This window comes from Pseudomonas sp. Cab53, assembly GCF_018325965.1.
Lineage (GTDB): Bacteria > Pseudomonadota > Gammaproteobacteria > Pseudomonadales > Pseudomonadaceae > Aquipseudomonas > Aquipseudomonas chlororaphis_E.
This window is the reverse complement of the sequence record NZ_AP021902.1, coordinates 443,365-467,089: the sequence shown is the minus strand read 5'-3', so window position 1 is coordinate 467,089 and position 23,725 is coordinate 443,365. Positions and strand designations below refer to the sequence as shown.

Sequence of the window (23,725 nt, the reverse complement as noted above, 5' to 3'; positions counted from 1 at the left end):
GAATCAACGACTCACAGCAATCGCCTGGTTGTTCATGATACGCGGAGTGAGGAACACCAGCAGCTCAGATTTTTTCTCCGAGACCACATCACGCCGGAAAAGGCGGCCAAGATACGGCACATCGCCAAGAAATGGCACCTTATCTACAACCTTGTTCTGAGTATTCGAGAAAACCCCGCCAATCACAATGGTCTCGCCGTCGTTGACCAGCACCTTGGCATTGACCTCGTTTTTCTTGATCGGCGGCACCTCCTGCACCTTGTTCAGGTAATCAGGCTCATCCTTGGTGACCTTGACCTCCATGATGATGCGGTTGTCCGGCGTGATCTGCGGCGTGACTTCCAGCGACAGCGAGGCCTCCTTGAACGACACCGAGGTAGCACCACTGGAGCTGGCTTCCTGGTAGGGAATTTCCGTGCCCTTGAGGATCTTCGCCGTCTCCTTGTCGGAGGTCACGACCTTGGGCTGGGAAACGATTTCGCCGTTGCCGGTTTTCTCCATCGCCGTCAGTTCCAGGTCCAGCAGGACGTTGTCGGTGATGAACGCAATGCCGATCCCCGAGGTGTTGCCTGACACACCCATGTCGACGAACGGCTGGTTGGTGCCCGTACTCCCCGGCGTGCCGATGGTCGTGGAAGTCCCGGACGTGACCCCGGAAGAGTTCCAGTTGCCCTGGTTCTGTATCGAACCGCCCCAGCGAACGCCCAGGTTCTTGTCGTAGTCGACGTTGGCCTCGACGATCCGGGCCTCGATCATTACCTGACGCACCGGGATATCCAACTGCGCGACGATCCGACGCAACTCGTCGAGCCGGTCCTGGGTCTGGTAGGCAATGATGTTGTTGGTGCGCTCATCGACCGTGATCGTGCCACGCTCATCGGCCTTGGCCTCGGCGCTGGTCACCGACTGGAACAGCTTGGCGATGTCCGCGGCCTTGGCATAGTTGACCTGCAGCAGCTCCCGGCGCAGCGGCGCCAGGTCGGCAATCTGCTTCTGGGATTCGAGCTCCTGGCGCTCACGCGCCGCAATCTCGTCGGCCGGCGCCACCAGCAGCACGTTGCCGACCTTGCGCTTGTCCAGGCCCTTGGTCTTGAGCACCAGGTCCAGCGCCTGGTCCCACGGCACATTCTGCAACCGCAGGGTGATGCCCCCCTGCACCGTGTCGCTCGCCACCAGGTTCAGGTTGGTGAAATCGGCAATCAGTTGCAGGACCGAGCGCACCTCGATGTCCTGGAAGTTGAGGGAAAGCTTTTCACCACTGTAGGCGGCGCGATCGGCATTGCGCTTCTGCAAGTCCTCGACAGTCATGGGCCGGACGCTGACGGTGAGCTTGTTGTCGGTCTGGTAGGTCGAATAATCGAAGGTGCCACTGGGCTCGATGCTGATCGTCGCCCGGTCGGTGCCGGCACTGGCATTGACGAACTGCACCGGGGTGGCGAAATCCTTCACATCCAGGCGCACCCGCAGGGGTTCGGGCAGCTGCGTGCGGGCGAAATTGAGGATGATCTTGCCTTCACGCTCCTGGATATCCGGCGCGATGGCGGGGTCGGACAAGTCGATCACGACATTGCCCTCGCCCTGGGTGCCACGCTGGAAGTCCACCCCGCGAATCGCCTTGCCCGCCGGCGCGCGGGCCTTCACCGGAGTCGCACTGGCCAGCGCCGGGCGCGGCGCCGCGGCGGCCGGCGCGGGGGCTGTCGCAGGGGTTATCGCAGGAACCGCGCCCTTGCCCACCACCACGAACAGGTTGTTACCCTCGATGCGGGTGTTATACGGCGCCAACTGAGTCAGCCCTATGATCAGCCGGGTGCGATCCCCTGCTTCGACCACGGTGGCGCTGCGGGCATTGCCGCCGCCCAGGTCATGGCTCTTGCTCGCCAGTTGATTGGTGACGCCCGGCAGATCCAGGGCGATCCGCGCCGGCTGTTCGGTGGTGTAGCCCCGCGGCGTCGGCGGCGGCCCGTCGAAGGAGAGTTTCAATTCGACGCGGTCGCCCGGCAGCGCCGCCACGTCCAGGGTCTTCAGGCCGGCCCCATGAACCATCGGTGATAAGAGCGCTATCCCTAGCGAAACACCAAAGGCTGAAAAAATCCTGTTCATTGTTGGGTTTCCACTAATGAGTGCTCTTTCAAGGGAATGGTCCGTGGTCGCTCCAGCCAGGCGCCCTCGCCATCGGGAACGATTTCGATCACATCGACCTCAGTGGCGGTAATGGCGACGATCCGTCCGTCGTTGCGCCCCAGGTAGTCACCAACCTTTAGCCGATGCACCCCGCTGGCGCCGCGCAGCAGCGCGAAGGAACCGCTGGCATTGGAGATCGTGCCGACCATTTCGAATTGCTCGATATTGAAGCCTTCCAGGTACTGCTTGACCCGGTTGGGATCGGGCCGGACGTTGCGCGAGCCCTGCTGGCGGCCCGCCTGGTCCACCCGGATCTGTCGGGAAAACGGGCTGCGCAGGTTGGCGGCGCTGTAGGTGAAGGTTTGCGCAGGCTTGAACGTCGGCGTCGGCTCGATCTTTCCGGGCGGACGCAGGCGCACTTCGTTCATGTAGGCATCCAGGTCGCTGAAACCGTCGTCGTTGTTGCAGCCCGTCAATGCCAGCAGGCCCGCCAGCAGGCAAACGCGAGACGCCGTGCTCATGGCTGCGCCTCCTGCTCGTTATAGCGGTAGGTCTTGGCCTGGATGCTCATGCGCAGCTTGGCGCCCGCCTCGGGCTCCATGGGCGCGATCTCGAAATCGTGCAGCGTGACGATCCGGGGCAACCCGGCCACGCCGCTGACGAACGTCGCCAGGTCATGGTAGCCGCCGGTGACGGTGATCTGGATCGGCAACTCGATGTAGAACGGCTGGGTGACTTCCGGCAGCAGCTTGATTTCCTCGAACTCCAGGCCGCTGCCCAGGCCGGTGCGAGTGATGTCTTCCAGCAGGCCCGGCACTTCGGTGTCGCTGGGCAACTGCCGCAACAGCACGCCGAAAGACGCTTCCATCTGCTTCATCTGCTCGGTGTAACGCTCAAGGTTCGCCGCCATGTGGGCCTTGCCCGCGAATTGTTCCTTGAGGGTGTTTTCTTCCTCGCGCACCTGCTGCAGCTGGTTCTCCAGGTCACTCAAGGCAAAGTTGTAGCCCAACCCCAGCACCATGGCCACCAGCAGGATGCCCGCCAGCCATTTGATCGGTGCCGGCCAGGAACCGACGTTATTGGTGTCGAGCTCGCGCAAATCGACCTTGCGCAGGGCCTCCAGCCATTCCCCCGGCTTCATTGGGCGTCCTCCGCATCGACTGGACGGGTCTGGCGGACCGTCAGCTGGAAAACGTTGGCCTGGTCAAGCTGACCGGCCGTGGTGGCCTTGACCTCGGTCAGGCTGGGGGTATCGAACAGGTCCGATGAATCGAGGTTGCGCATCAGGTCCGAGACCCGGTTGTTGGACTCGGCGGCCCCCTTGATGGAAAGCGTGCCGTCTTCCATCTTCACTTCGGTGAAGTAAACCCCGTCCGGCAGGGTCCTGGTCAATTGGTCGAAGATGCGCCCGCTGACGGGCCGGTTGCCTTGCAGGTCCTGGATGATGCGCATGCGTTCCAGCAACTGCTGGCGACGGGCCTTGAGGTCGCCGATCTGTTTGATGCGCTCGTCCAGCACGGCGATCTGTTCCGAAAGATGGGTGTTGCGGGCCACCTGATGGTCGATGGCGCTGTCGATGTATTGCACGGCAATCAGCGTCACGCCGACCGCGCCGACCAGCGCACCGACCAACGCCAGCAGGAAACGCTTGCGCCGTTCCTCGCGCAGTTCCTCGCGCCAGGGAAGGAGGTTGATCCGCGCCATCAGTCGAAACTCCTGAGGGCCAGCCCGCACGCGATCATGAGTGCCGGCGCGTCACTGGCCAGCGCACCGGCATTGACCTTGCTGCTCAGGGCCATGTTGGTGAACGGGTTGGCCACCTGGGTCGGCGTGCCCAGGCGCTGTTCGATCAGTCGGTCCAGACCGGTGACCGAGGCCGTGCCGCCGGCCAGCAGGATATGGTCCACCGCGCTGTACTGGCCCGAGGCGAAGAAAAACTGCAAGGAACGCGACACCTGCTGCACCAGCGCCTCGCGAAAGGGTTGCAGCACCTCGCCGACATAATCGTCGGGCAGGCCGCCCTGCTTCTTCGCCAGGCCGGCTTGCTCGGGCGTCAGGCCATAGCGGCGCTGGATTTCCTCGGTGAGTTGGCGGCCACCGAACAATTGTTCGCGGGTATAGATGATGCGCCCGTTGTGCAGGACGCTGAGGGTGGTCATGGTCGCGCCGATGTCGACCACCGCCACGGTCAGGCGCTCCTGGGACGCGGCCAGTTGCGTGGCGAGCAGGCCGAACGAACGTTCCAGCGCATAGGCCTCCACGTCCACCACCCGGGCCGTCAGCCCGGCCAGCGCCAGCGCGGCCTCGCGGACCTCGACGTTTTCCTTGCGACAGGCCGCCAGCAGCACTTCGACCCGCTCGTCACTGCGCGGCGACACGCCCTGGACCTCGAAGTCGATGGCCACTTCATCCAACGGATAGGGAATGTATTGGTCGGCCTCGATCTTGAGCTGGTTTTCCATGTCGTCGTCGGACAGGCCGGCGTCCATCTCGATGGTCTTGGTGATCACCGCCGACCCCGCCACGGCCACCGCCACGCTGCGCACGGGCGTCCGGGCCTTGACCAGAACCCGCGACAACGCCAGGCCCACGCCTTCGAGCTCGGCGATGTTCTTCTCGACCACGGCATTGGCCGGCAGCGGTTCCACCGCGTAGGACTCGACGCGGTAGCGCTCGCCCTGGCGGCTCAACTCCAGCAGCTTCACCGACGTTGAACTGATGTCGATCCCCAGAAGTGCATGGGTTTTTTTATTGAAGAGTCGTAGCACTACCAATTCCCTATGACTATCCGTGAGTTACGGACTCTCTAATATGCGTTGCGTTCAATCACTCCGGTCCGACGGACGTCCGGATGGCATTCCTGGCGAAAAAAAATGCTTATAATGCCCAGCGTTTTTTTCGCTTTGTTGCAAGCACGGGGCCTTCCCTGCACCTGGCGCCTTTTTCATTCTTTGCCTGGATATCCAAAAGCCTTGATTCGTCTGCTGAAATTTTTCGGATGGTCCATCATCGCCGTTTTCTGCGGACTGCTCCTGGGTCTGAGCGGTGCGTTTCTTTACCTTAGTCCGGGTTTGCCGTCCGTGGAGGCTCTGAGAAGTATTCAGTTGCAGATTCCCCTGCGGGTCTACAGCAGCGACAACAAGTTGATCGCCGAATTTGGCGAAATGCGCCGCACACCGATTCGTTTCGCCGACATTCCCCCCAATTTCATCAATGCGTTACTAAGTGCTGAAGACGACAATTTCGCCAACCACTACGGCGTCGATCCCGGCAGCCTGATGCGCGCCGCCAGCCAACTGGTCAAGAGCGGACACATCCAGTCCGGCGGCAGCACCATCACCATGCAGGTGGCCAAGAACTTCTTCCTGACCAGCGAGCGCAGCTTCTCGCGCAAGACCACCGAGATCCTCCTGGCCTTGCAGATCGAGCGGCAGTTGACCAAGGACGAGATCCTCGAGCTGTACGTGAACAAGATCTACCTGGGTAACCGCGCCTACGGCATCGAGGCGGCGGCGCAGGTGTACTACGGCAAGTCGATCCGCGATGTGAGCCTGGCGCAGATGGCGATGATCGCCGGCCTGCCCAAGGCCCCGTCGCGCTTCAACCCACTGGCCAACCCGGCACGCAGCAAGGAGCGGCGCGACTGGATCCTGGGGCGCATGTACAAGCTCGGCAAGATCAGCGAAAGCGACTACACCGCCGCGATCAACGAGCCCTTGAACGCCAGCTATCACGTACCGACCCCCGAGGTGAACGCGCCCTACATCGCCGAGATGGCCCGTGCCGAAATGGTCGGCCGCTATGGCAGCGACGCCTATACCGAAGGCTTCCGCGTCACCACCACGGTGCCCAGCAACTTGCAGGAAATGGCCAACACCGCCCTGCACGAAGGCCTGATGACCTACGATCAGCGCCACGGCTACCGCGGCCCGGAATCGCGCCTGCCCGGTAAGACCCAGGAAGCCTGGGCCCTGGAGCTGACCAAGCAACGCACCATCAGCGGCCTGGAGCCGGCCATCGTCACCTCGGTGGACAAGGACGGGCTCAAGGTCCTGACCCGCAACGGCGAGCAGCAAGAGCATGTCGGCTGGGACAGCATGAAATGGGCCCGGCCGTTCCTGAACACCAACAGCATGGGTGCCAACCCTCGCCAGCCGTCGGACGTGGCCCAGGTCGGCGACCTGATCCGGGTGCAGCGCCAGGCGGACAATACCCTCAAGTTCAGCCAGATCCCGGCTGCCCAGGGCGCGCTGGTGTCCCTCGACCCACAGGACGGTGCCATCCGTTCGCTGGTGGGGGGCTTCGCGTTCGAGCAGAGCAATTACAACCGCGCATTGCAGGCCAAGCGCCAGCCGGGTTCGAGCTTCAAGCCGTTCGTCTACAGCGCTGCCCTGGATAACGGCTACACCGCCGCCAGCCTGGTGAACGATGCGCCGATCGTGTTCGTCGACGAGTACCTGGACAAAGTCTGGCGGCCGAAGAACGACACCAACACGTTCCTCGGGCCGATCCGCCTGCGCGAAGCGCTGTACAAGTCGCGCAACCTGGTGTCGATCCGCTTGCTGCAAGCGCTCGGCGTGGACCGCACCATCGACTACATCAGCAAGTTCGGCTTCAACAAGCAGGACCTGCCACGCAACCTGTCCCTGGCCCTGGGCACCGCGACCCTGACCCCGATGGAAATCGCCACGGGCTGGAGCACCTTCGCCAACGGCGGGTACAAGATCACGCCGTACATCATAGACAAGATCGAGAGCCGCAACGGCGAGACGCTGTTCGTGGCCAACCCGCCACGCGTGCCCACGGGCGAGCAGGCCAGTGATGGACTGGCCGCTCCGTCCACCGAGACGTTCACGGTCAACGCCCTGCCGGGCGAAGCCACGACCGCCCCAGGGGTGCCGCAAGCACCGGCCGTCGCCGAGCGCATCGTCGACGGACGCACCACCTACATCCTCAACAGCATGCTGCAGGACGTGATCAAGCTCGGCACTGGCCGTCGCGCCTTGGCCTTGGGGCGTACCGACCTGGCGGGCAAGACCGGCACCACCAACGAGTCCAAGGACGCCTGGTTCTCCGGCTACAACGCCGATTACGTGACCACCGTCTGGACCGGTTTCGACCAGCCGGAAAGCCTCGGTCGCCGCGAGTTCGGCGGCACCGTGGCGTTGCCGATCTGGATGAGCTACATGGGCGCCGCCCTGAAGGACAAGCCGCCCCACACCCAACCGGAACCCGAAGGCATCCTCAGCCTGCGCGTCGACCCGGTCAGCGGCCGTGCCGCCACCCCGGGCACCCCGGGGGCCTACTTCGAGCTGTTCAAGAGCGAAGACACCCCGCCGTCGGTCAACGAACTGGGCAATGGCGTTGCACCGGGCAGCCCGCTGCCGGCGGACGAAGCGGCGCCTATCGATCTGTTCTAGGAAAGCAGCGGCGAGCCGCAAGCTTCAAGTAAAGCCAAAGCAAGCACGGTAGGCTTCGCCTCTACTTGCAGCTTGAAGCTTGCCGCTCGAAGCTCATAAAAAAACCTGGCCGAGGCCAGGTTTTTTTATGAGCGACTGCTGTTAACCGTTGAACACGTCATCCACGCTCTTGAGCGGGTAGTTCTTCGGATACGGCAGGGTCGCCACGCCCGTCTCGATCGCAGCCTTGGCCACGGCGTCGGAGATCAGGGTAATCAGGCGAGCATCCATAGGTTTCGGAATGATGTACTCACGACCGAATTCCAGCTTGATGCCGCCGTAGGCGTCGCACACTTCCTGAGGTACGGGCAGCTTGGCCAGTTCGCGCAGGGCGTTGGCCGCCGCGACTTTCATCTCTTCGTTGATGCGCTTGGCGCGAACGTCCAGGGCACCGCGGAAAATGAACGGGAAGCCCAATACGTTGTTGACCTGGTTCGGGTAGTCCGAACGGCCGGTGGCCATGATTACGTCGCTACGAGTCGCGTGGGCCAGCTCCGGGGAGATTTCCGGATCCGGGTTGGAGCAGGCGAACACGATCGGGTTCGGCGCCATGCGCAGCAGGTTTTCCGGGCTCAGCAGGTTAGGACCGGACAGACCGACGAAAACGTCGGCACCGTCCAGCGCTTCAGCCAGGGTGCGCTTGTCGGTGGCGTGGGCGAACACGGCCTTGTACTGGTTCAGGTCGTCGCGGCCGGAGTGGATCACGCCGGTACGGTCGACCATGAAGATGTTTTCGATCTTCGCGCCCATGCTCACCAACAACTTCATGCAGGAGATGGCGGCAGCGCCAGCGCCCAGGCAGACGATCTTGGCTTCCGGCAGGGTCTTGCCGGCGATTTCCAGGGCATTGATCATGCCGGCCGCGGTCACGATGGCGGTACCGTGCTGGTCGTCGTGGAACACCGGAATGTCGCACTGTTCGATCAGGGTGCGTTCGATCTCAAAGCACTCTGGCGCCTTGATGTCTTCCAGGTTGATGCCGCCGAAGGTGATGGAGATGCGCTTGACGGTGTCGATGAAGGCTTGCGGGCTCTCGGAGTCGACTTCGATGTCGAACACGTCGATACCGGCGAAGCGCTTGAACAGCACGCCCTTGCCTTCCATGACCGGCTTGGAAGCCAGTGGCCCCAGGTCACCCAGGCCGAGAATCGCGGTGCCATCGGAAATGACTGCAACCAGGTTGCCCTTGCCGGTGTACTTGTAGGCCAGTTCAGGGTCGCGGGCAATTTCGCGCACTGGTTCGGCTACGCCGGGGCTGTAGGCCAGCGACAGGTCGCGGGCAGTAGCGGTGGCCTTGGTGAGCTCGACACTCAGCTTCCCTGGACGAGGATTAGCGTGATATTCGAGAGCGGCAGTTTTCAGATCAGACATGTGGGCATTCCGCTTTTTACTGTGTTGGACAGACGGACCGCCGAGGATACGCGCCTCGCAAAGTCCCTACAAGACTGACCGGTCACCCCTGTCAAGCGCCCTGCCCTACGACTTTGGGCCAAGAGCCGCGAAACATAAGGGCTAGCTGCATACAATCAGCGAGAAAAATGTCTACAATTTTTATTCAGTCGTCACGTTCAGCATGGCCGGGTCGGTCAGCGGCAGCATCCAACGGGCTTGTCCGGGCTCGCGCCCGCCCCGTCGTGAACGGTCGACCACCCAGCCCCGCGCCTCGACCTGCCGGCCCTTGAGCCGTTCAAGGCTCGCCGTGTCGAATTGCCCCAGCAGATTGGGCGCAACGCGCAGCACAACCGAATCCTGCAATTCGATCCAAATCCCGCCGCGATTGCGCCTGACATCACTCACCCGTCCGCTCAGTACGGCGAAGCCCGGCGCCTGGATTTGCTGCGGCTTGAGCACTGGCGAGCGCTTCCACAGACCAAGTCCTGCCTCACGCGCCTGGCGTTCGGCCGCACGCTGACAGGCCACAAGGTCCACATTCGGCGCCACCGCCACGTAGAACCCCAAGCCTTCGGCAAGCAACTGCGCTTCAAGGTTCTGGCCATCGGCCCCGTAGACATGGGCCAGGGTACGGCCGTAGCGGTCCTTGCCTTCCTTGCCGGGCTGCAAGGCCACGCGCCCATCGCTGGCGGCCACCAGGGCTTCGAGCCGACGCCGGGCCGCCACGGCAAAGGGCTCGTCGGAACGCCCCTGCCGCCCCAGCTCGGGGCTGTTGAGGCCGATCATGCGTACATTGCGGCCATCGCTCAGGCGCAGGGTGTCGCCGTCCACCACGCGCTGGACCGTCGCCTGGGCAAGGCCTGCCGGTGCCGAACAGAACGCCTGGGCTTGCCCCAGCCAAATCGCGGACACAAAAAAGGCGCCCGCAAGGGACGCCTTTTTCATCAGTCTGGAGCCGTCGAGACGAACCTCCAAAATGATCAGCCTCAGGCCTTTTTGGTAGCGCCGAAAGCGCCGAAACGATCGGCGAACTTCTGAACGCGGCCGCCGGTATCCAGAGTCTTTTGCTTACCGGTGTAGAACGGGTGGCATTCGTTGCAAACGTCGATCGCCAGGGCTTTGCCGTAGGTCGAACGGGTTTCGAACTTGTTGCCGCAGCTGCAAGTCACGGCAATTTCTGGGTATTCCGGATGGATATCGGTTTTCATGGTGTTTCCTCAGGCTAGCGTGCCGCCACCCAACACTATTGTTGAATACCGCACGTAATTAGGCCGCGGATTCTACCAGACATCGCCAATCACGCAAGCTATGCCTTGTACCAACCGTCTGCTAGGCTCCCGGCCTCATGCACGATACCAATGTGGGAGCGGGCTTGCCCGCGAAGGCGGTGAATCAGTTTGCGGTAATGCCGACTGTGCCACCGCTTTCGCGGGCAAGCCCGCTCCCACAGGAATTGCGCCCAGCCTTTTGAACATGCCTGTCATTGAGATCCCCGCGTGCCCAACGCCATTCTGCGCCTTGCCCTGCCTTCGCCCCTGCGCCGCCTGTTCGACTACCGCGCTCCGGCCGGGGTCCCGCGCGCCCAGTTGCAGCCGGGCATGCGCCTGCGGGTGCCGTTCGGCCGACGGGAGATGATCGGGATCCTGGTGGAAGTCACCGACCACAGCGAAGTACCGGCCGACAAGCTCAAGCCGGCCCTGGCGCTGCTCGACGCCACGCCGCCGCTGCCGGCCTCGCTGTTCAAGCTGTGCCTGTGGACTGCCCAGTATTACCAGCACAGCCTCGGCGATACCTTGAGCTGGGCATTGCCGGTGCTGTTGCGCCAGGGTGAGCCGGCCGAGGCGCGCCAGGAGCGGTTCTGGTCGGTGGCGCCGGGCGCGAGCCTGGACGATCCGCGCATCGCCCGCGCACCGCGCCAGCGCGAGGCCTTGGCGACCCTGGCCCAGCATCCCCACGGTGTGGCGCATCAATTGCTGAGCAAACTGATGCTCAGCAAGGACAGCCTCGACCTGTTGCTGGCCAAGGACCTGGTCCAGGTAGACGTTCGCCGGCATGCCCCGGGCCTGCGCCATGAGCACTGGCTGGCCCAGCCGGAACTGCCGCTCAACACCGAGCAACGGGCCGCCTGCGAGGCGATCCGTGCAGGTTTCGACAGCTACCATGCCTTTCTCCTGGCGGGCGTCACCGGCAGCGGCAAGACCGAGGTCTATCTGCAACTGATCCGCCAGGCCCTGGAAGCCGGCAAGCAGGCTCTGGTGCTGATTCCGGAAATCAATCTCGGCCCGCAAACCCTGGCGCGCTTCGAGCAACGCTTCAACGCCCGGATCGCCCTGGTGCACTCGGCGGTCAATGACCGCGAACGCCTGGACGCGTGGCTCGCCGCCCGGGATGGCGAGGCCGACATCATCATCGGCACCCGCTCGGCCCTGTTCACGCCGATGAAAAACCCCGGCCTGATCATCATCGACGAAGAACACGACGGCTCCTATAAACAGCAGGAAGGCCTGCGCTACCACGCCCGCGACCTGGCGCTGGTACGCGCCCGCCAGGAAAACATCCCGATTGTCCTCGGTTCCGCGACGCCGTCCCTGGAAAGCCTGCACAACGCCTACACCGGCCGCTACGGCCTGCTGCGCCTGAACGAACGGGCCGGCGGCGCCAAACAGCCGCGTTTCCTGCGCCTGGACGTGAAAAGCCGTCCGCTGGACAGCGGTATTTCCGGCCCCATGCAGCAAGCCATCGGCCAGACGCTTGCCGCCGGCCAGCAGGTTTTGGTGTTCCTCAACCGCCGCGGGTTCGCCCCGACGCTGCTGTGCCACGACTGCGGCTGGATGTCCGGCTGTGAGCGCTGCGACGCGCGAATGACCGTGCACCAGCGCTCTGGCGAACTGCGTTGTCATCATTGCGGCCACTGCGAACGGGTGCCCCGGCATTGTCCGCAGTGCGGCCGGGTGGACTTGCGTCCGGTGGGCGCCGGCACCGAACGCGCCGAGGAACGCCTGGGCATCCTGTTTCCCGATTACCCGGTACTGCGGGTGGATCGCGACAGCACGTCGCGCAAGGACGCGATGAATCAATTGTTCGCCACGATCCAGAAGGGCCAGCCGTGCATTTTGGTAGGCACGCAGATGCTTGCCAAAGGCCACCACTTTCCACGGGTGACCCTGGTGTCGATCCTCGATGCCGATGGCGGGCTGTTCTCCGGTGATTTTCGCGCCAGCGAGCGCATGGCACAGTTGATTGTCCAGGTCGCCGGGCGCGCCGGGCGGGCGGAAGAGCCAGGCAAGGTCATCATCCAGACGCACCTGGCGGACCATCCGCTGCTGATCCAACTGACCGAACAAGGCTACTTCGCCTTCGCTGAACAAGCCTTGAGCGAACGGCGCAGTGCCGGCCTGCCGCCGTTCGCCCACCTCGCGCTGTTGCGCGCCGAAGCCCACAAGCCCGGGCAGGCCGAAGGCTTCCTCGACGAAGCCTGCAGCGAGGCGGAGCACCTGCTGGCGCAGCAGAATCTCACCGGGATCGAACTATTGGGCCCGGTGCCCGCTCCGATGGAACGGCGGGCTGGGCGTTATCGGGCACAGCTTTTATTACAGGCTAATGCCCGGGCACCGCTGCATCGCCTGCTGAGTGCCTGGCTGCTGGCGCTGGAACAGATGCCCAGCGGGCGCGCGGTGCGCTGGTCATTGGATGTGGACCCGGTGGATTTGTATTGATTGAGCAGATCGCAAGCTTTGCCCCCTGTGGGAGCGGGCTTGCTCGCGAAAGCGGTGGGTCAGTTGTGGTGATGTTGGCTGTGCCGCCGCTTTCGCGAGCAAGCCCGCTCCCACAGGTGGACCGAGTGCATCCAGGCCAGCAAGAATAGTCATCACATGGCCCCAACCGACCCGCTACAGTTGGCAAGCTCGCCTGGGCCACGGATAATGCCCAGTTTTTCCACCTGCGCCTCGAAGCGCCGCCGCGCCTGCGGTTGATAGAGAAGACCATGAAAGACACCATTCGCCAGCTCATCCAGCAAGCCATCGCCCGACTCGTCACTGAAGGTGTGTTGCCAGAAGGCCTGTCGCCGGCGATTCAGGTCGAAAACACCCGCGACAAGACCCATGGCGATTTCGCCAGCAACATCGCGATGATGCTGGCCAAGCCGGCCGGCATGAAACCGCGGGACCTGGCGGAGAAAATCATCGCCGCACTGCCGGCCGATGAAAACGTCAGCAAGGCCGACATTGCCGGCCCCGGCTTCATCAACTTCTTCCAGAACACCCAGGCCCTGGCCTCGCGCCTGGACGCCGCCCTGGCCGACGAACGCATCGGCGTGCGCAAGGCCGGCCCGCTGCAGCGCACCGTGGTCGACCTGTCGGCCCCCAACCTCGCCAAGGAAATGCACGTCGGCCACCTGCGCTCGACCATCATTGGCGACGGCGTGGCCCGGGTCCTGGAGTTTCTCGGCGACACGGTGATCCGCCAGAACCACGTCGGCGACTGGGGCACCCAGTTCGGCATGCTGATGGCCTACCTGCAGGAAAACCCCATCACCAGCGATGAGCTGTCGGACTTGGAAAACTTCTACCGCGCCGCCAAGCAACGCTTCGATGAGTCGCCGGAATTCGCCGACCGCGCCCGTGGCCTGGTGGTCAAATTGCAGGCCGGCGATGCCGAGTGCCTGGCGCTGTGGACCCGGTTCAAGGACATTTCCCTGTCCCACTGTCAGAAAATCTACGAACTGCTGAACGTCAAACTGACCATGGCCGACGTGATGGGCGAAAGCGCCTACAACGATGACCTGATCAACGTGGTCAACGACCTGCGGGCCAAGGGCATGCTGGTGGAAAGCAACGGCGCCCAGTGCGTGTTCCTCGACCAGTTCAAGACCGCCGACGGCGAACCGCTGCCGGTGATCATCGTCAAGGCCGACGGCGGCTATCTCTACGCCACCACTGACCTCGCCGCCGTGCGCTATCGCAACCGCGTGCTCGAGGCCGATCGGGTCCTGTACTTCGTCGACCAACGCCAGGCACTGCACTTCCAGCAGGTGTTCGAAGTGGCGCGCCAGGCCGGCTTCGTGACCCGCCCGATGGAGATGGAGCACATGGGCTTCGGCACCATGAACGGCGCCGACGGCCGCCCATTCAAGACCCGCGATGGCGGCACGGTGAAGCTGATCGACCTGCTGACCGAAGCCCAGGACCGTGCCTACACACTGGTCAAGGGCAAGAACCCGGACCTGGCCGAAGACGAGCTGCGCAAGATCGCCAAGGTCGTGGGCATCGATGCGGTGAAATACGCCGACCTGTCCAAGCACCGCACCAGCGACTACAGCTTCAACTTCGACCTGATGCTCAACTTCGAAGGCAACACCGCGCCGTACCTGCTTTACGCCTATACCCGCGTGGCCGGCGTGTTCCGCAAACTGGGCAAACGCTTCGAGGAAGTGGACGGCCGCATCGTGCTTGAAGCCGCCCACGAACAGGAGCTGGCGGCGAAACTGGCGCAGTTCGGCGAAGTGCTGAACAACGTCGCCGACAAGGGCACGCCCCACACCCTGTGCGCCTACCTGTACGATGTGGCCGGGTTGTTCTCCAGCTTCTACGAGAACTGTCCGATCCTCAGCGCACAGACCCCGGAGCAAATGCAGAGCCGCCTGCGCCTCGCCGCGCTGACCGGGCGTACGCTCAAGCAAGGCCTGGAATTGCTGGGCCTGGAAACCCTGGAGCGCATGTAAGTTGGCCGCCAAGAAAAAACCTGCACCCAAACGCGGCGCCAGTCGTTACCAGCCTCCTGCCAAGAAGCCGATTCCAGGCTGGTTGTGGATGGCCATCGGCCTGAGCGTCGGCGCGTTCATTGTGTTCCTGATGAAGCTGGAGCCGGGCCAGGGCGATGACGTCAAGCGCGTCCGCCAGGAGCAGCAGAAAGCCACGCGCATCGCCGAGGCCAACAAGACCCCGCCGAGCCCGACGCAACCGGTGAAGCCGAAATACGACTTCTACACCTTGCTGCCGGAATCGGAAGTCATCGTGCCGCCAGACGCCGTGCCGGAAAAAACCCTGCCGACGCCGCAAGTGCCGACGACGCCGGTGACCCCGGCCGAAGCGGCAAAGATCGACACCGCTCGCGCCCAGGCGGCACTGGCCGGCATCACGCCACCGCCGGCCCCGCCCGTGCAGAAAGCCGCGCCGGTGACCAAGTTCTTCCTGCAGGCCGGCTCGTTCCGCAAGGAAGCCGACGCCGACAAGGTCCGGGCGCAGATCATCCTGCTGGGCCAGTCCGTGTCGGTGGAATCGGGGACCGTGAAGGACGAGACCTGGTACCGGGTATTGGTAGGCCCGTACAGCAACCGGGAAGAGCTGACCAAGGCCCAGAAGCAACTGGCTGGCAGCGGGTTTAGCAACCTGTTGTTACAACAACGCCAGAGCCGCTGAACCAGGCGACACCAACCTCTGTGGCGAGGGGATTTATCCCCGCTGGGCTGCGCAGCAGCCCCAAAAGCTTGAAGCAATTAGCCTGACACTCCGATGACAAGCTTTGGGGCCGCTGCGCGGCCCAACGGGGATAAATCCCCTCGCCACAGGAGCGCTGAGCATCCACCGCACCACTCGTCCATTGCCTCACCCCGCAGTTGAAAAACCCCACCTCACCCCCATATGAGTTCCATCCGGGCATTTTCGCCCCGCTGCGTGGAGACTCTTCCCTTGACCACCATCGTTTCAGTCCGCCGTCATGGCAAAGTCGTCATGGGCGGCGACGGCCAGGTTTCACTGGGCAACACCGTGATGAAAGGCAACGCGAAGAAAGTCCGCCGCCTCTATCACGGTCAGGTCATCGCCGGCTTCGCCGGGGCCACCGCCGACGCCTTCACCCTGTTCGAACGTTTCGAAGGCCAACTGGAAAAACACCAGGGCCACCTGATCCGCGCCGCCGTGGAACTGGCCAAGGAATGGCGCACCGACCGCTCCCTGAGCCGCCTCGAAGCCATGCTCGCGGTCGCCAACAAGGACGCTTCGCTGATCATCACCGGCAACGGTGACGTCGTCGAGCCCGAGGACGGCCTGATCGCCATGGGTTCCGGCGGTGCCTACGCCCAGGCAGCGGCCAGCGCCCTGTTGAAAAAAACCGACCTGTCGGCGCGCGAAATCGTCGAGACTGCCCTGGGCATTGCCGGCGACATCTGTGTCTTCACCAACCACACCCAAACCATTGAGGAGCAGGATCTCGCGGAATAAGCCTGTCCCGGCCCCGTGCCACGGCTCATTTTTGCTTGAGGACCGCCAATTACTATGTCCATGACTCCCCGCGAAATCGTCCACGAACTCAACCGCCATATCATCGGCCAGGACGATGCCAAGCGCGCCGTCGCCATCGCCCTGCGCAACCGCTGGCGCCGCATGCAGCTGCCTGAAGAGCTGCGTGTCGAAGTGACGCCCAAGAACATCCTGATGATCGGCCCGACCGGTGTCGGTAAAACCGAAATCGCCCGCCGCCTGGCCAAGCTCGCCAATGCACCGTTCATCAAGGTCGAGGCGACCAAGTTCACTGAAGTCGGCTACGTCGGCCGCGATGTCGAATCGATCATCCGCGACCTGGCCGACGCCGCGATCAAGCTTTTGCGCGAACAGGAAATCACCAAGGTCCGCCACCGCGCCGAAGACGCCGCCGAAGAGCGCATCCTCGATGCCCTGCTGCCGCCGGCGCGCATGGGTTTCAACGCCGACTCCGCCGCGACCCAGGATTCCAATACCCGCCAACTGTTCCGCAAGCGCCTGCGTGAAGGACAGTTGGACGACAAGGAAATCGAGATCGAAGTGGCCGAAATGGTCGGCGTCGACATTTCCGCGCCGCCGGGCATGGAGGAGATGACCAACCAGTTGCAGAGCCTGTTCGCCAACATGGGCAAGGGCAAGAAGAAAAGCCGCAAGCTCAAGGTCAAGGAAGCGCTCAAGCTGGTGCGCGAGGAAGAGGCCAGCCGCCTGGTCAACGAAGAAGAGTTGAAGGCCAAGGCCCTGGAGGCCGTCGAGCAGCACGGTATCGTGTTCATCGACGAGATCGACAAGGTGGCCAAGCGCGGCAACGTCGGCGGCGCCGATGTGTCCCGCGAAGGTGTGCAGCGCGACCTGCTGCCGCTGATCGAGGGCTGCACGGTCAACACCAAGCTGGGCATGGTCAAGACCGACCACATCCTGTTCATCGCCTCCGGTGCGTTCCACCTGAGCAAGCCAAGCGACCTGGTGCCTGAACTGCAAGGCCGCCTGCCGATTCGTGTCGAGCTCAAGGCACTGTCGCCGGAAGACTTCGAACGCATCCTCAGCGAGCCTCATGCGTCCCTGACGGAACAGTATTGCGCGCTGCTCAAGACCGAAGGCCTGAACATCGAGTTCACGCCCGAAGGTATCAAGCGCCTGGCGCAGATTGCCTGGCAGGTCAACGAGAAGACCGAGAACATCGGCGCCCGTCGCCTGCACACCCTGCTCGAACGCTTGCTCGAGGAAGTGTCGTTCAGCGCCGGCGACCTGGCCAGCACCCACGACGAAGCGCCGATCCTGATCGATGCCGAGTACGTCAACAGCCACCTGGGCGAACTGGCGCAGAACGAAGACCTGTCGCGGTATATCCTCTAGAGCTTCGAGCCTCAAGCTGCGAGCTGCAAGCAGGTCACCTCCAGCTTGTAGCTTGTAGCTTGTAACTTGTAAGCTGCTTGTATGACCAAACTCCCCACCGCCATCAACCTGCACAAAGCCTCCAAGACCCTGACGCTGAAATACGCGCCGGATGAGGAGTACCACCTGAGCGCCGAGTTCCTGCGGGTGCACTCGCCTTCCGCCGAGGTCCAGGGCCACGGCAAGCCCATCCTGCAATACGGCAAGCTCGGCGTCGGCCTGACCAAGATCGAGCCGGCCGGCCAGTACGCACTAAAACTGACCTTCGACGACGGCCATGACAGCGGACTGTTCACCTGGGACTACCTCTACCAGTTGGCGGTGCGCCAGGAAGACCTGTGGAACGATTATCTTGGCGAACTCAAGGCCGCCGGAAAAACCCGCGACCCGAACACTTGCGTCGTCAAGCTGATGCTCTAGCTCAAGGGCTGGCGCTTTAGGGCGAATTTTCTAGACTCATCTGCTTGAATGTCCGCCCGGCGAGGTCAATGACTGGCCTGCTTGCGAAAAAAATTAAACTCGGGTAACCAATGGAGCTGGCAAGTTCCCTGCAAAGGAACGGGCGAGTTCCCTTGCACATGTTTCCTCATTGGTCACGATGCGGAATTAACGGTCACCCGAGCAGCGTACTGGTATTGGCTGTGGCTTGCGGCACGGCGCCGGTACTCGTCTGACAATGGAGCGTCGTAGATGAGCAACAAGAACAACGATGACCTGAAGTACCAGGCCTCGGAAAATACCCTGGGGTTGAATCCTGTCGTCGGCCTGCGCAGGAAAGACCTGCTGGCCTCTGCTCGAATGGTGCTGACCCAGACCCTCAAGCAACCGTTGCACAGCGCCAAGCACGTCGCCCACTTCGGTGCCGAGCTCAAGAACGTCCTGTTCGGCAAATCCGAGTTGCAACCGGCCAGCGACGACCGTCGCTTCAACGATCCGGCCTGGAGCCAGAATCCTCTCTACAAACGCTACATGCAAACCTACCTGGCCTGGCGCAAGGAATTGCACGCCTGGATCGACGACAGCAACCTCGCGCCCCAGGACATCAGCCGCGGGCATTTCGTGATCAACCTGATGACCGAAGCCATGTCGCCGACCAACTCGGCGGCCAACCCCGCCGCGGTCAAGCGCTTCTTCGAAACCGGCGGCAAGAGCCTGCTGGACGGCCTGTCCCACCTGGCCAAGGACCTGGTGCATAACGGCGGGATGCCGAGCCAGGTCAACATGGGCGCGTTCGAGGTCGGCAAGAGCCTAGGCGTGACCGAAGGCGCGGTGGTGTTTCGCAACGACGTGCTGGAGCTGATCCAGTACCGCCCCATCACCGAGCAGGTCCATGAGCGGCCGCTGCTGGTGGTACCGCCGCAGATCAACAAGTTCTACGTATTCGACCTGAGCCCGGACAAGAGCCTGGCGCGCTTCTGCCTGCGCAGCAACGTGCAGACCTTCATCATCAGTTGGCGCAACCCCACCAAGGAACAGCGCGAGTGGGGCCTTTCAACCTACATCGAGGCGCTCAAGGAAGCGGTGGACGTGGTCACGGCCATCACCGGCAGCAAGGACGTGAACATGCTCGGCGCCTGCTCGGGCGGCATCACCTGCACCGCGCTGCTGGGCCACTACGCGGCCCTCGGCGAGAAGAAGGTCAACGCCATGACCCTGCTGGTGAGCGTGCTCGACACCACCCTGGACACCGACGTGGCGCTGTTCGTCGACGAGCAGACCCTGGAAACAGCCAAGCGCCATTCCTACCAGGCCGGTGTGCTCGAAGGCCGCGACATGGCCAAGGTCTTCGCCTGGATGCGCCCCAACGACCTGATCTGGAACTACTGGGTCAACAACTACCTGCTGGGCAACGAACCGCCCGTGTTCGACATCCTGTTCTGGAACAACGACACCACGCGCTTGCCGGCGGCGTTCCACGGCGACCTGATCGAGATGTTCAAGAGCAACCCGCTGACCCGGCCCAACGCGCTGGAAGTGTGCGGCACCCCCATCGACCTCAAGCGGGTCACGGCCGACATCTTCGCCCTGGCCGGCACCAACGACCACATTACCCCGTGGAAGTCCTGCTACAAGTCGGCCCAGTTGTTTGGCGGCAAGGTGGAGTTCGTGCTGTCGAGCAGCGGCCACATCCAGAGCATCCTCAACCCACCGGGCAACCCGAAGGCGCGCTACATGACCGGCGATGACCTGCCCGCCAAGGCCGAGGACTGGCAGGAGAACTCCACCAAGCACACCGACTCCTGGTGGCTGCACTGGCAAGCCTGGCAGGCCGAACGCTCGGGCAAACTGAAAAAGGCGCCCACGGTGCTGGGCAACAAGACCTATGTGGCCGGCGAAGCGGCGCCCGGCACTTATGTGCATGAGCGGTAATGGATGCAACTCGTCTGACGCGGAAGTGGACCTGCTCACGAATACATCCCGCCAGCCGACATTAATGCAAGGCCCGCACCGCCGGCGAACATAAAGCTCATGTTCACAGCGGATCCCATGTGGGAGCGAGCTTGCTCGCGATGACGGTGTGTCAGCCTACATGGCTGTTGGATGTGCCGCCGTCATCGCGAGCAAGCTCGCTCCCACAGGGAATCGGGAAAAATGAAAGATCGCGACATAACCCACAGGGCTTGAAGCATGCCGCAACCGTACATCTTCCGTACCGTCGATCTGGATGGCCAGACCTTGCGCACCGCGGTACGTCCCGGCAAGCCTCACTTGACGCCCCTGCTGATCTTCAATGGCATCGGCGCCAACCTTGAGCTGGTGTTCCCGTTCATCCAGGCCCTGGACCCGGACCTGGAAGTCATCGCCTTCGATGTGCCGGGTGTCGGCGGCTCATCGACGCCCAGCCGGCCGTATCGTTTTCCGGGCCTGGCAAAGCTCACCGCGCGGATGCTCGATTACCTCGACTACGGCCAGGTCAACGCGATTGGCGTGTCCTGGGGGGCGCACTGGCCCAGCAGTTCGCCTACGACTACCCGAGCGGTGCAAGAAACTGGTGCTGGCGGCCACGGCGGCCGGCGCGGTGATGGTGCCGGGCAAACCGAAAGTGCTGTGGATGATGGCCAGCCCGCGACGCTACGTGCAGCCCTCCCATGTGATGCGCATTGCCCCGCTGATCTATGGTGGCTCGTTCCGTCGCGACCCGGGGCTGGCGGCCAGCCACGCGGCCAAGGTGCGCTCGGCCGGCAAGCTGGGGTACTACTGGCAACTGTTCGCCGGCCTCGGCTGGACCAGCATCCACTGGCTGCACAAGATCCACCAGCCGACCCTGGTGCTGGCCGGCGACGACGACCCGCTGATCCCACTGATCAACATGCGCATGCTGGCCTGGCGCATCCCCAACGCTCAGTTGCACATCATCGATGACGGCCATCTGTTCCTGATCACCCGGGCCGAGGCGGTGGCGCCGATCATCATGAAGTTCCTGCAGGAGGAACGTCAGCGCGCGGTGATGCATCCGCATCCGTCGCCGCTGGGCGGCGGCTGACGCAGCCCATTAGCGCCTGGCAGGACGCCGGATCGCGCAACTACCCGAAACAGCGACTATGTTGTCTGGTTCGGTGCGTTTGTTTTTAGCCTGATGACGAAGGAGTTGACTCATGCGCGACAAGCCGGCAAAGGATTCCATGCCCGCCCCTGCCAGCTTCATCAACGCCCAGAGCGCGGTCACCGGCTTGCGTGGCAGGGACTTGCTGTCCACCTTGCGCAGCGTGGCCGCCCACGGTCTGCGCAACCCGGTGCACAGCGCCCGGCATGCGTTGCGGCTGGGCGGCCAGCTGGGACGCGTGTTGCTGGGTGAAACCCTGCACGCCGCCAACCCCAACGACCCGCGCTTCGCCGATCCCACCTGGCAGCTCAATCCGTTCTATCGGCGCAGCCTGCAGGCGTACCTGAGCTGGCAAAAACAGGTCAAGAGCTGGATCGACGAGAGCACCATGGACCCGGATGACCAGGCTCGCGCCCACTTCGCCTTCGCCCTGCTCAACGACGCCGTGTCGCCGTCCAATACCTTGCTCAACCCGCTGGCGGTCAAGGAACTGTTCAACTCCGGCGGCAGCAGCCTGGTCCGCGGGATCAGCCACCTGGTGGACGACCTGCTGCACAACGACGGTTTGCCACGGCAAAGCACGCCCCACGCCTTCGAGGTCGGCAAGACCCTGGCCACCACGCCCGGCTCGGTGGTGTTTCGCAACGACCTGCTGGAACTGATCCAGTACCGGCCCATGAGCGAAAAACAGTACGCCAAGCCGTTGCTGATCGTGCCGCCGCAGATCAACAAGTTCTACATCTTCGACCTGAGCCCCTCCAACAGCTTCGTCCAGTACGCCCTGAAGAACGGCTTGCAGGTGTTCATCATCAGTTGGCGCAACCCCGACGTCCGCCACCGGGAATGGGGGCTGTCCAGCTACGTCGAGGCCACGGAAGAAGCCATGAACGTCTGCCGGGCCATCACCGGCGCCCGCGAGGTCAACCTGATGGGTGCCTGCGCCGGCGGCATGACCATCGCCGCCCTGCAAGGCCACCTGCAAGCCAAGCGCCAGCTGCGCCGGGTCGCCAGTGCCACCTACCTGGTGAGCCTGCTGGATAGCCAGATGGACAGCCCGGCCGCGCTGTTCATCGACGAGCAAACCCTCGAAGCCGCGAAGCGCCGCTCCTACCAGAGGGGCATCCTCGACGGTCGTGACATGGCCCGGGTGTTCGCCTGGATGCGCCCCAACGACCTGATCTGGAGCTATTTCATCAACAACTACCTGCTGGGCAAGGAGCCGCCGGCGTTCGACATCCTCTACTGGAACAACGACCACACCCGGCTGCCGGCGGCCTACCACGGCGACCTGCTGGACTTCTTCAAGCACAACCCGCTGACCCATCCCGGCGGCCTGGAGGTGTGCGGCACGCCCATCGACCTGCAGAAAGTGACGGTGGACAGCTTCAGCGTCGGCGGAATAAACGACCACATCACGCCATGGGATGCGGTGTACCGCTCGACCCTGCTGCTGGGGGGCGACCGACGCTTCGTGCTGTCCAACAGCGGCCACGTCCAGAGCATCCTCAACCCACCGGGTAACCCCAAGGCCAACTACATCGAGAGCCCGAAACTGAGCAGCGATCCCCGGGCCTGGTACTACGACGCCCAGCACGTCGAAGGCAGCTGGTGGACGCAATGGCTGGGCTGGATCCAGGAACGCTCCGGCGCCCAGCGCGAAACCCTGATGACCCTGGGCAACGCGAACTATCCGCCCCTGGAGGCGGCCCCCGGTACCTATGTCCGCGTGCGCTGAGGCCCCAACGCCACGGCCGACCAATGGCCGTGGCACGACTTGATCAATTAAGAAGACCGGATGAAAACCCGCGACCGCATCCTTGAATGCGCCCTGCAATTGTTCAACGAAAAGGGCGAGCCGAACGTTTCTACCCTGGAAGTGGCCAATGAAATGGGCATCAGCCCCGGCAACCTCTACTACCACTTCCACGGCAAGGAGCCACTGGTCCTCGGCCTGTTCGAGCGATTCCAGGGTGAACTGGCGCCGCTGCTGGACCCACCGGCACAAGTGCGGTTGGCACCGGAGGACTACTGGCTGTTCCTGCACCTGATCGTCGAGCGCCTGGCCCAGTACCGGTTCCTGTTCCAGGACCTGTCGAACCTGGCCGGGCGCCTGCCGAAACTGGCCAAGGGCATCCGCCAGTTGCTCAACGCCCTCAAGCGCACCCTCGCGTCGCTGCTGGCGCAACTCAAGGCCCAGGGACTGCTGGTCAGCGATACCCAGGCCCTGGGGCAACTGGTGGAGCAGATCACCATGACCTTGCTGTTCTCGCTGGATTACCAACGCATTCTCGCTCGCGAGGGCGAGGTCCGGCTGGTGGTCTACCAGATCATGATGCTGGTGGCGGCGCACTTGCTGCCGCAGGTGAAAGCCGCCACCGAACAGTTGGCGCTCCAATACCTGGAAGACCACGATTAGCAACCTGTGGGAGCGGGCTTGCTCGCGAATGCGGTGCGGCATTCAGCATCGATGCTGGCTGATCCATCGAATTCGCGGGCAAGCCCGCTCCCACATTGGATGGGTGGCAACGCAAACAAAAACGCCCGACCTTCACAGGCCG

Annotated in this window: 18 protein-coding genes and 1 pseudogene; 11 read left to right on the top strand and 8 right to left on the bottom strand. The window is 63.2% G+C overall.

Translation table 11 applies throughout. The features are described 5' to 3' along the window. Positions 1-3 precede the first annotated feature (3 nt). Genes pilQ through KI241_RS01985 form a run of 5 tightly spaced genes read right to left on the bottom strand, consistent with a single transcriptional unit; the run spans position 4 to position 4,889 of the window. Positions 4-2,100, bottom strand: coding sequence for a type IV pilus secretin PilQ (gene pilQ / locus KI241_RS02005; RefSeq protein ID WP_042731986.1), 2,097 nt, complete (start codon positions 2,098-2,100; stop codon positions 4-6). After that, complete coding sequence (locus KI241_RS02000; protein ID WP_047736133.1) at positions 2,097-2,642, bottom strand: pilus assembly protein PilP; 546 nt, start codon at positions 2,640-2,642, stop codon at positions 2,097-2,099. Before KI241_RS02000 ends, pilQ begins: the two co-directional genes overlap by 4 nt. Continuing rightward, positions 2,639-3,262 carry a type 4a pilus biogenesis protein PilO gene (pilO, locus tag KI241_RS01995; protein ID WP_042731988.1) on the bottom strand — a complete coding sequence of 208 codons (624 nt, stop codon included), beginning with the start codon at positions 3,260-3,262 and terminating at the stop codon, positions 2,639-2,641. The genes KI241_RS02000 and pilO overlap by 4 nt, the downstream gene beginning before the upstream one ends. Beyond that, the gene (locus tag KI241_RS01990) at positions 3,259-3,825 is read right to left on the bottom strand and encodes a PilN domain-containing protein (protein ID WP_042731989.1); all 567 of its coding nucleotides are present in this window, start codon (positions 3,823-3,825) and stop codon (positions 3,259-3,261) included. The genes pilO and KI241_RS01990 overlap by 4 nt, the downstream gene beginning before the upstream one ends. Further along, a complete protein-coding gene (locus tag KI241_RS01985; protein WP_047736134.1) occupies positions 3,825-4,889 on the bottom strand; it encodes a pilus assembly protein PilM in 1,065 nt (354 codons plus the stop codon). The genes KI241_RS01990 and KI241_RS01985 overlap by 1 nt, the downstream gene beginning before the upstream one ends. Before the next feature lie 207 nt (positions 4,890-5,096). On the opposite strand from KI241_RS01985, the gene KI241_RS01980 reads away from it, so the two are divergent. After that, on the top strand, positions 5,097-7,541 hold the full coding sequence (locus tag KI241_RS01980) for a penicillin-binding protein 1A (RefSeq protein WP_199925097.1): 2,445 nt from the start codon (positions 5,097-5,099) through the stop codon (positions 7,539-7,541). A gap of 141 nt (positions 7,542-7,682) precedes the next feature. Here the strand turns inward: KI241_RS01980 and KI241_RS01975 are convergent, their stop codons facing one another. The 3 genes from KI241_RS01975 to rpmE form a co-directional block, all read right to left on the bottom strand. After that, positions 7,683-8,951, bottom strand: a complete 1,269-nt coding sequence (locus tag KI241_RS01975) for a malic enzyme-like NAD(P)-binding protein (RefSeq protein WP_042731496.1) — start codon at positions 8,949-8,951, stop codon at positions 7,683-7,685. A gap of 180 nt (positions 8,952-9,131) precedes the next feature. Then, positions 9,132-9,917 (bottom strand): thermonuclease family protein, encoded by a 786-nt coding sequence (locus KI241_RS01970; RefSeq protein ID WP_212803299.1) that lies wholly within the window; start codon positions 9,915-9,917, stop codon positions 9,132-9,134. A 41-nt stretch (positions 9,918-9,958) separates the two neighbouring features. Then, the gene (rpmE, locus tag KI241_RS01965; protein ID WP_042731498.1) at positions 9,959-10,180 is read right to left on the bottom strand and encodes a 50S ribosomal protein L31; all 222 of its coding nucleotides are present in this window, start codon (positions 10,178-10,180) and stop codon (positions 9,959-9,961) included. A 288-nt stretch (positions 10,181-10,468) separates the two neighbouring features. On the opposite strand from rpmE, the gene KI241_RS01960 reads away from it, so the two are divergent. The 10 genes and pseudogenes from KI241_RS01960 (at position 10,469) to KI241_RS01915 (ending at position 23,583) form a co-directional block, all read left to right on the top strand. Then, the gene (locus tag KI241_RS01960) at positions 10,469-12,688 is read left to right on the top strand and encodes a primosomal protein N' (RefSeq protein ID WP_042731499.1); all 2,220 of its coding nucleotides are present in this window, start codon (positions 10,469-10,471) and stop codon (positions 12,686-12,688) included. Between the two features lie 269 nt (positions 12,689-12,957). Beyond that, positions 12,958-14,694, top strand: a complete 1,737-nt coding sequence (argS, locus tag KI241_RS01955; protein WP_042731500.1) for an arginine--tRNA ligase — start codon at positions 12,958-12,960, stop codon at positions 14,692-14,694. A gap of 1 nt (position 14,695) precedes the next feature. After that, a complete protein-coding gene (locus KI241_RS01950; RefSeq protein WP_042731501.1) occupies positions 14,696-15,391 on the top strand; it encodes an SPOR domain-containing protein in 696 nt (231 codons plus the stop codon). A 270-nt stretch (positions 15,392-15,661) separates the two neighbouring features. Beyond that, complete coding sequence (gene hslV / locus KI241_RS01945) at positions 15,662-16,192, top strand: ATP-dependent protease subunit HslV (protein ID WP_007968352.1); 531 nt, start codon at positions 15,662-15,664, stop codon at positions 16,190-16,192. Positions 16,193-16,246: 54 nt separating this feature from the next. After that, positions 16,247-17,584 carry an ATP-dependent protease ATPase subunit HslU gene (hslU, locus tag KI241_RS01940; protein ID WP_047736137.1) on the top strand — a complete coding sequence of 446 codons (1,338 nt, stop codon included), beginning with the start codon at positions 16,247-16,249 and terminating at the stop codon, positions 17,582-17,584. A gap of 81 nt (positions 17,585-17,665) precedes the next feature. Next, on the top strand, positions 17,666-18,043 hold the full coding sequence (locus KI241_RS01935) for a DUF971 domain-containing protein (protein WP_042730508.1): 378 nt from the start codon (positions 17,666-17,668) through the stop codon (positions 18,041-18,043). Between the two features lie 270 nt (positions 18,044-18,313). After that, on the top strand, positions 18,314-19,993 hold the full coding sequence (phaC, locus tag KI241_RS01930) for a class II poly(R)-hydroxyalkanoic acid synthase (RefSeq protein ID WP_042730509.1): 1,680 nt from the start codon (positions 18,314-18,316) through the stop codon (positions 19,991-19,993). Positions 19,994-20,251: 258 nt separating this feature from the next. Further along, positions 20,252-21,107: pseudogene (gene phaZ / locus KI241_RS01925) on the top strand (poly(3-hydroxyalkanoate) depolymerase). Positions 21,108-21,219: 112 nt separating this feature from the next. Next, the gene (gene phaC / locus KI241_RS01920) at positions 21,220-22,902 is read left to right on the top strand and encodes a class II poly(R)-hydroxyalkanoic acid synthase (protein ID WP_042730511.1); all 1,683 of its coding nucleotides are present in this window, start codon (positions 21,220-21,222) and stop codon (positions 22,900-22,902) included. 60 nt (positions 22,903-22,962) lie between these two features. Continuing rightward, complete coding sequence (locus KI241_RS01915; RefSeq protein ID WP_042730512.1) at positions 22,963-23,583, top strand: TetR/AcrR family transcriptional regulator; 621 nt, start codon at positions 22,963-22,965, stop codon at positions 23,581-23,583. The last annotated feature ends 142 nt before the right edge of the window (positions 23,584-23,725 follow it).

Bases quoted from the DNA above. Each gene is read 5' to 3' on its own strand.
- phaC (WP_042730509.1), top strand. From the start codon at position 18,314: ATGAGCAACAAGAACAACGATGACCTGAAGTACCAGGCCTCGGAAAAT.
- rpmE (WP_042731498.1), bottom strand. From the start codon at position 10,180: ATGAAAACCGATATCCATCCGGAATACCCAGAAATTGCCGTGACTTGC.
- KI241_RS01970 (WP_212803299.1), bottom strand. From the start codon at position 9,917: ATGAAAAAGGCGTCCCTTGCGGGCGCCTTTTTTGTGTCCGCGATTTGG.
- pilO (WP_042731988.1), bottom strand. From the start codon at position 3,262: ATGAAGCCGGGGGAATGGCTGGAGGCCCTGCGCAAGGTCGATTTGCGC.
- KI241_RS02000 (WP_047736133.1), bottom strand. From the start codon at position 2,642: ATGAGCACGGCGTCTCGCGTTTGCCTGCTGGCGGGCCTGCTGGCATTG.
- KI241_RS01935 (WP_042730508.1), top strand. From the start codon at position 17,666: ATGACCAAACTCCCCACCGCCATCAACCTGCACAAAGCCTCCAAGACC.
- argS (WP_042731500.1), top strand. From the start codon at position 12,958: ATGAAAGACACCATTCGCCAGCTCATCCAGCAAGCCATCGCCCGACTC.
- phaC (WP_042730511.1), top strand. From the start codon at position 21,220: ATGCGCGACAAGCCGGCAAAGGATTCCATGCCCGCCCCTGCCAGCTTC.
- hslU (WP_047736137.1), top strand. From the start codon at position 16,247: ATGTCCATGACTCCCCGCGAAATCGTCCACGAACTCAACCGCCATATC.
- KI241_RS01990 (WP_042731989.1), bottom strand. From the start codon at position 3,825: ATGGCGCGGATCAACCTCCTTCCCTGGCGCGAGGAACTGCGCGAGGAA.
- KI241_RS01915 (WP_042730512.1), top strand. From the start codon at position 22,963: ATGAAAACCCGCGACCGCATCCTTGAATGCGCCCTGCAATTGTTCAAC.
- pilQ (WP_042731986.1), bottom strand. From the start codon at position 2,100: ATGAACAGGATTTTTTCAGCCTTTGGTGTTTCGCTAGGGATAGCGCTC.
- KI241_RS01975 (WP_042731496.1), bottom strand. From the start codon at position 8,951: ATGTCTGATCTGAAAACTGCCGCTCTCGAATATCACGCTAATCCTCGT.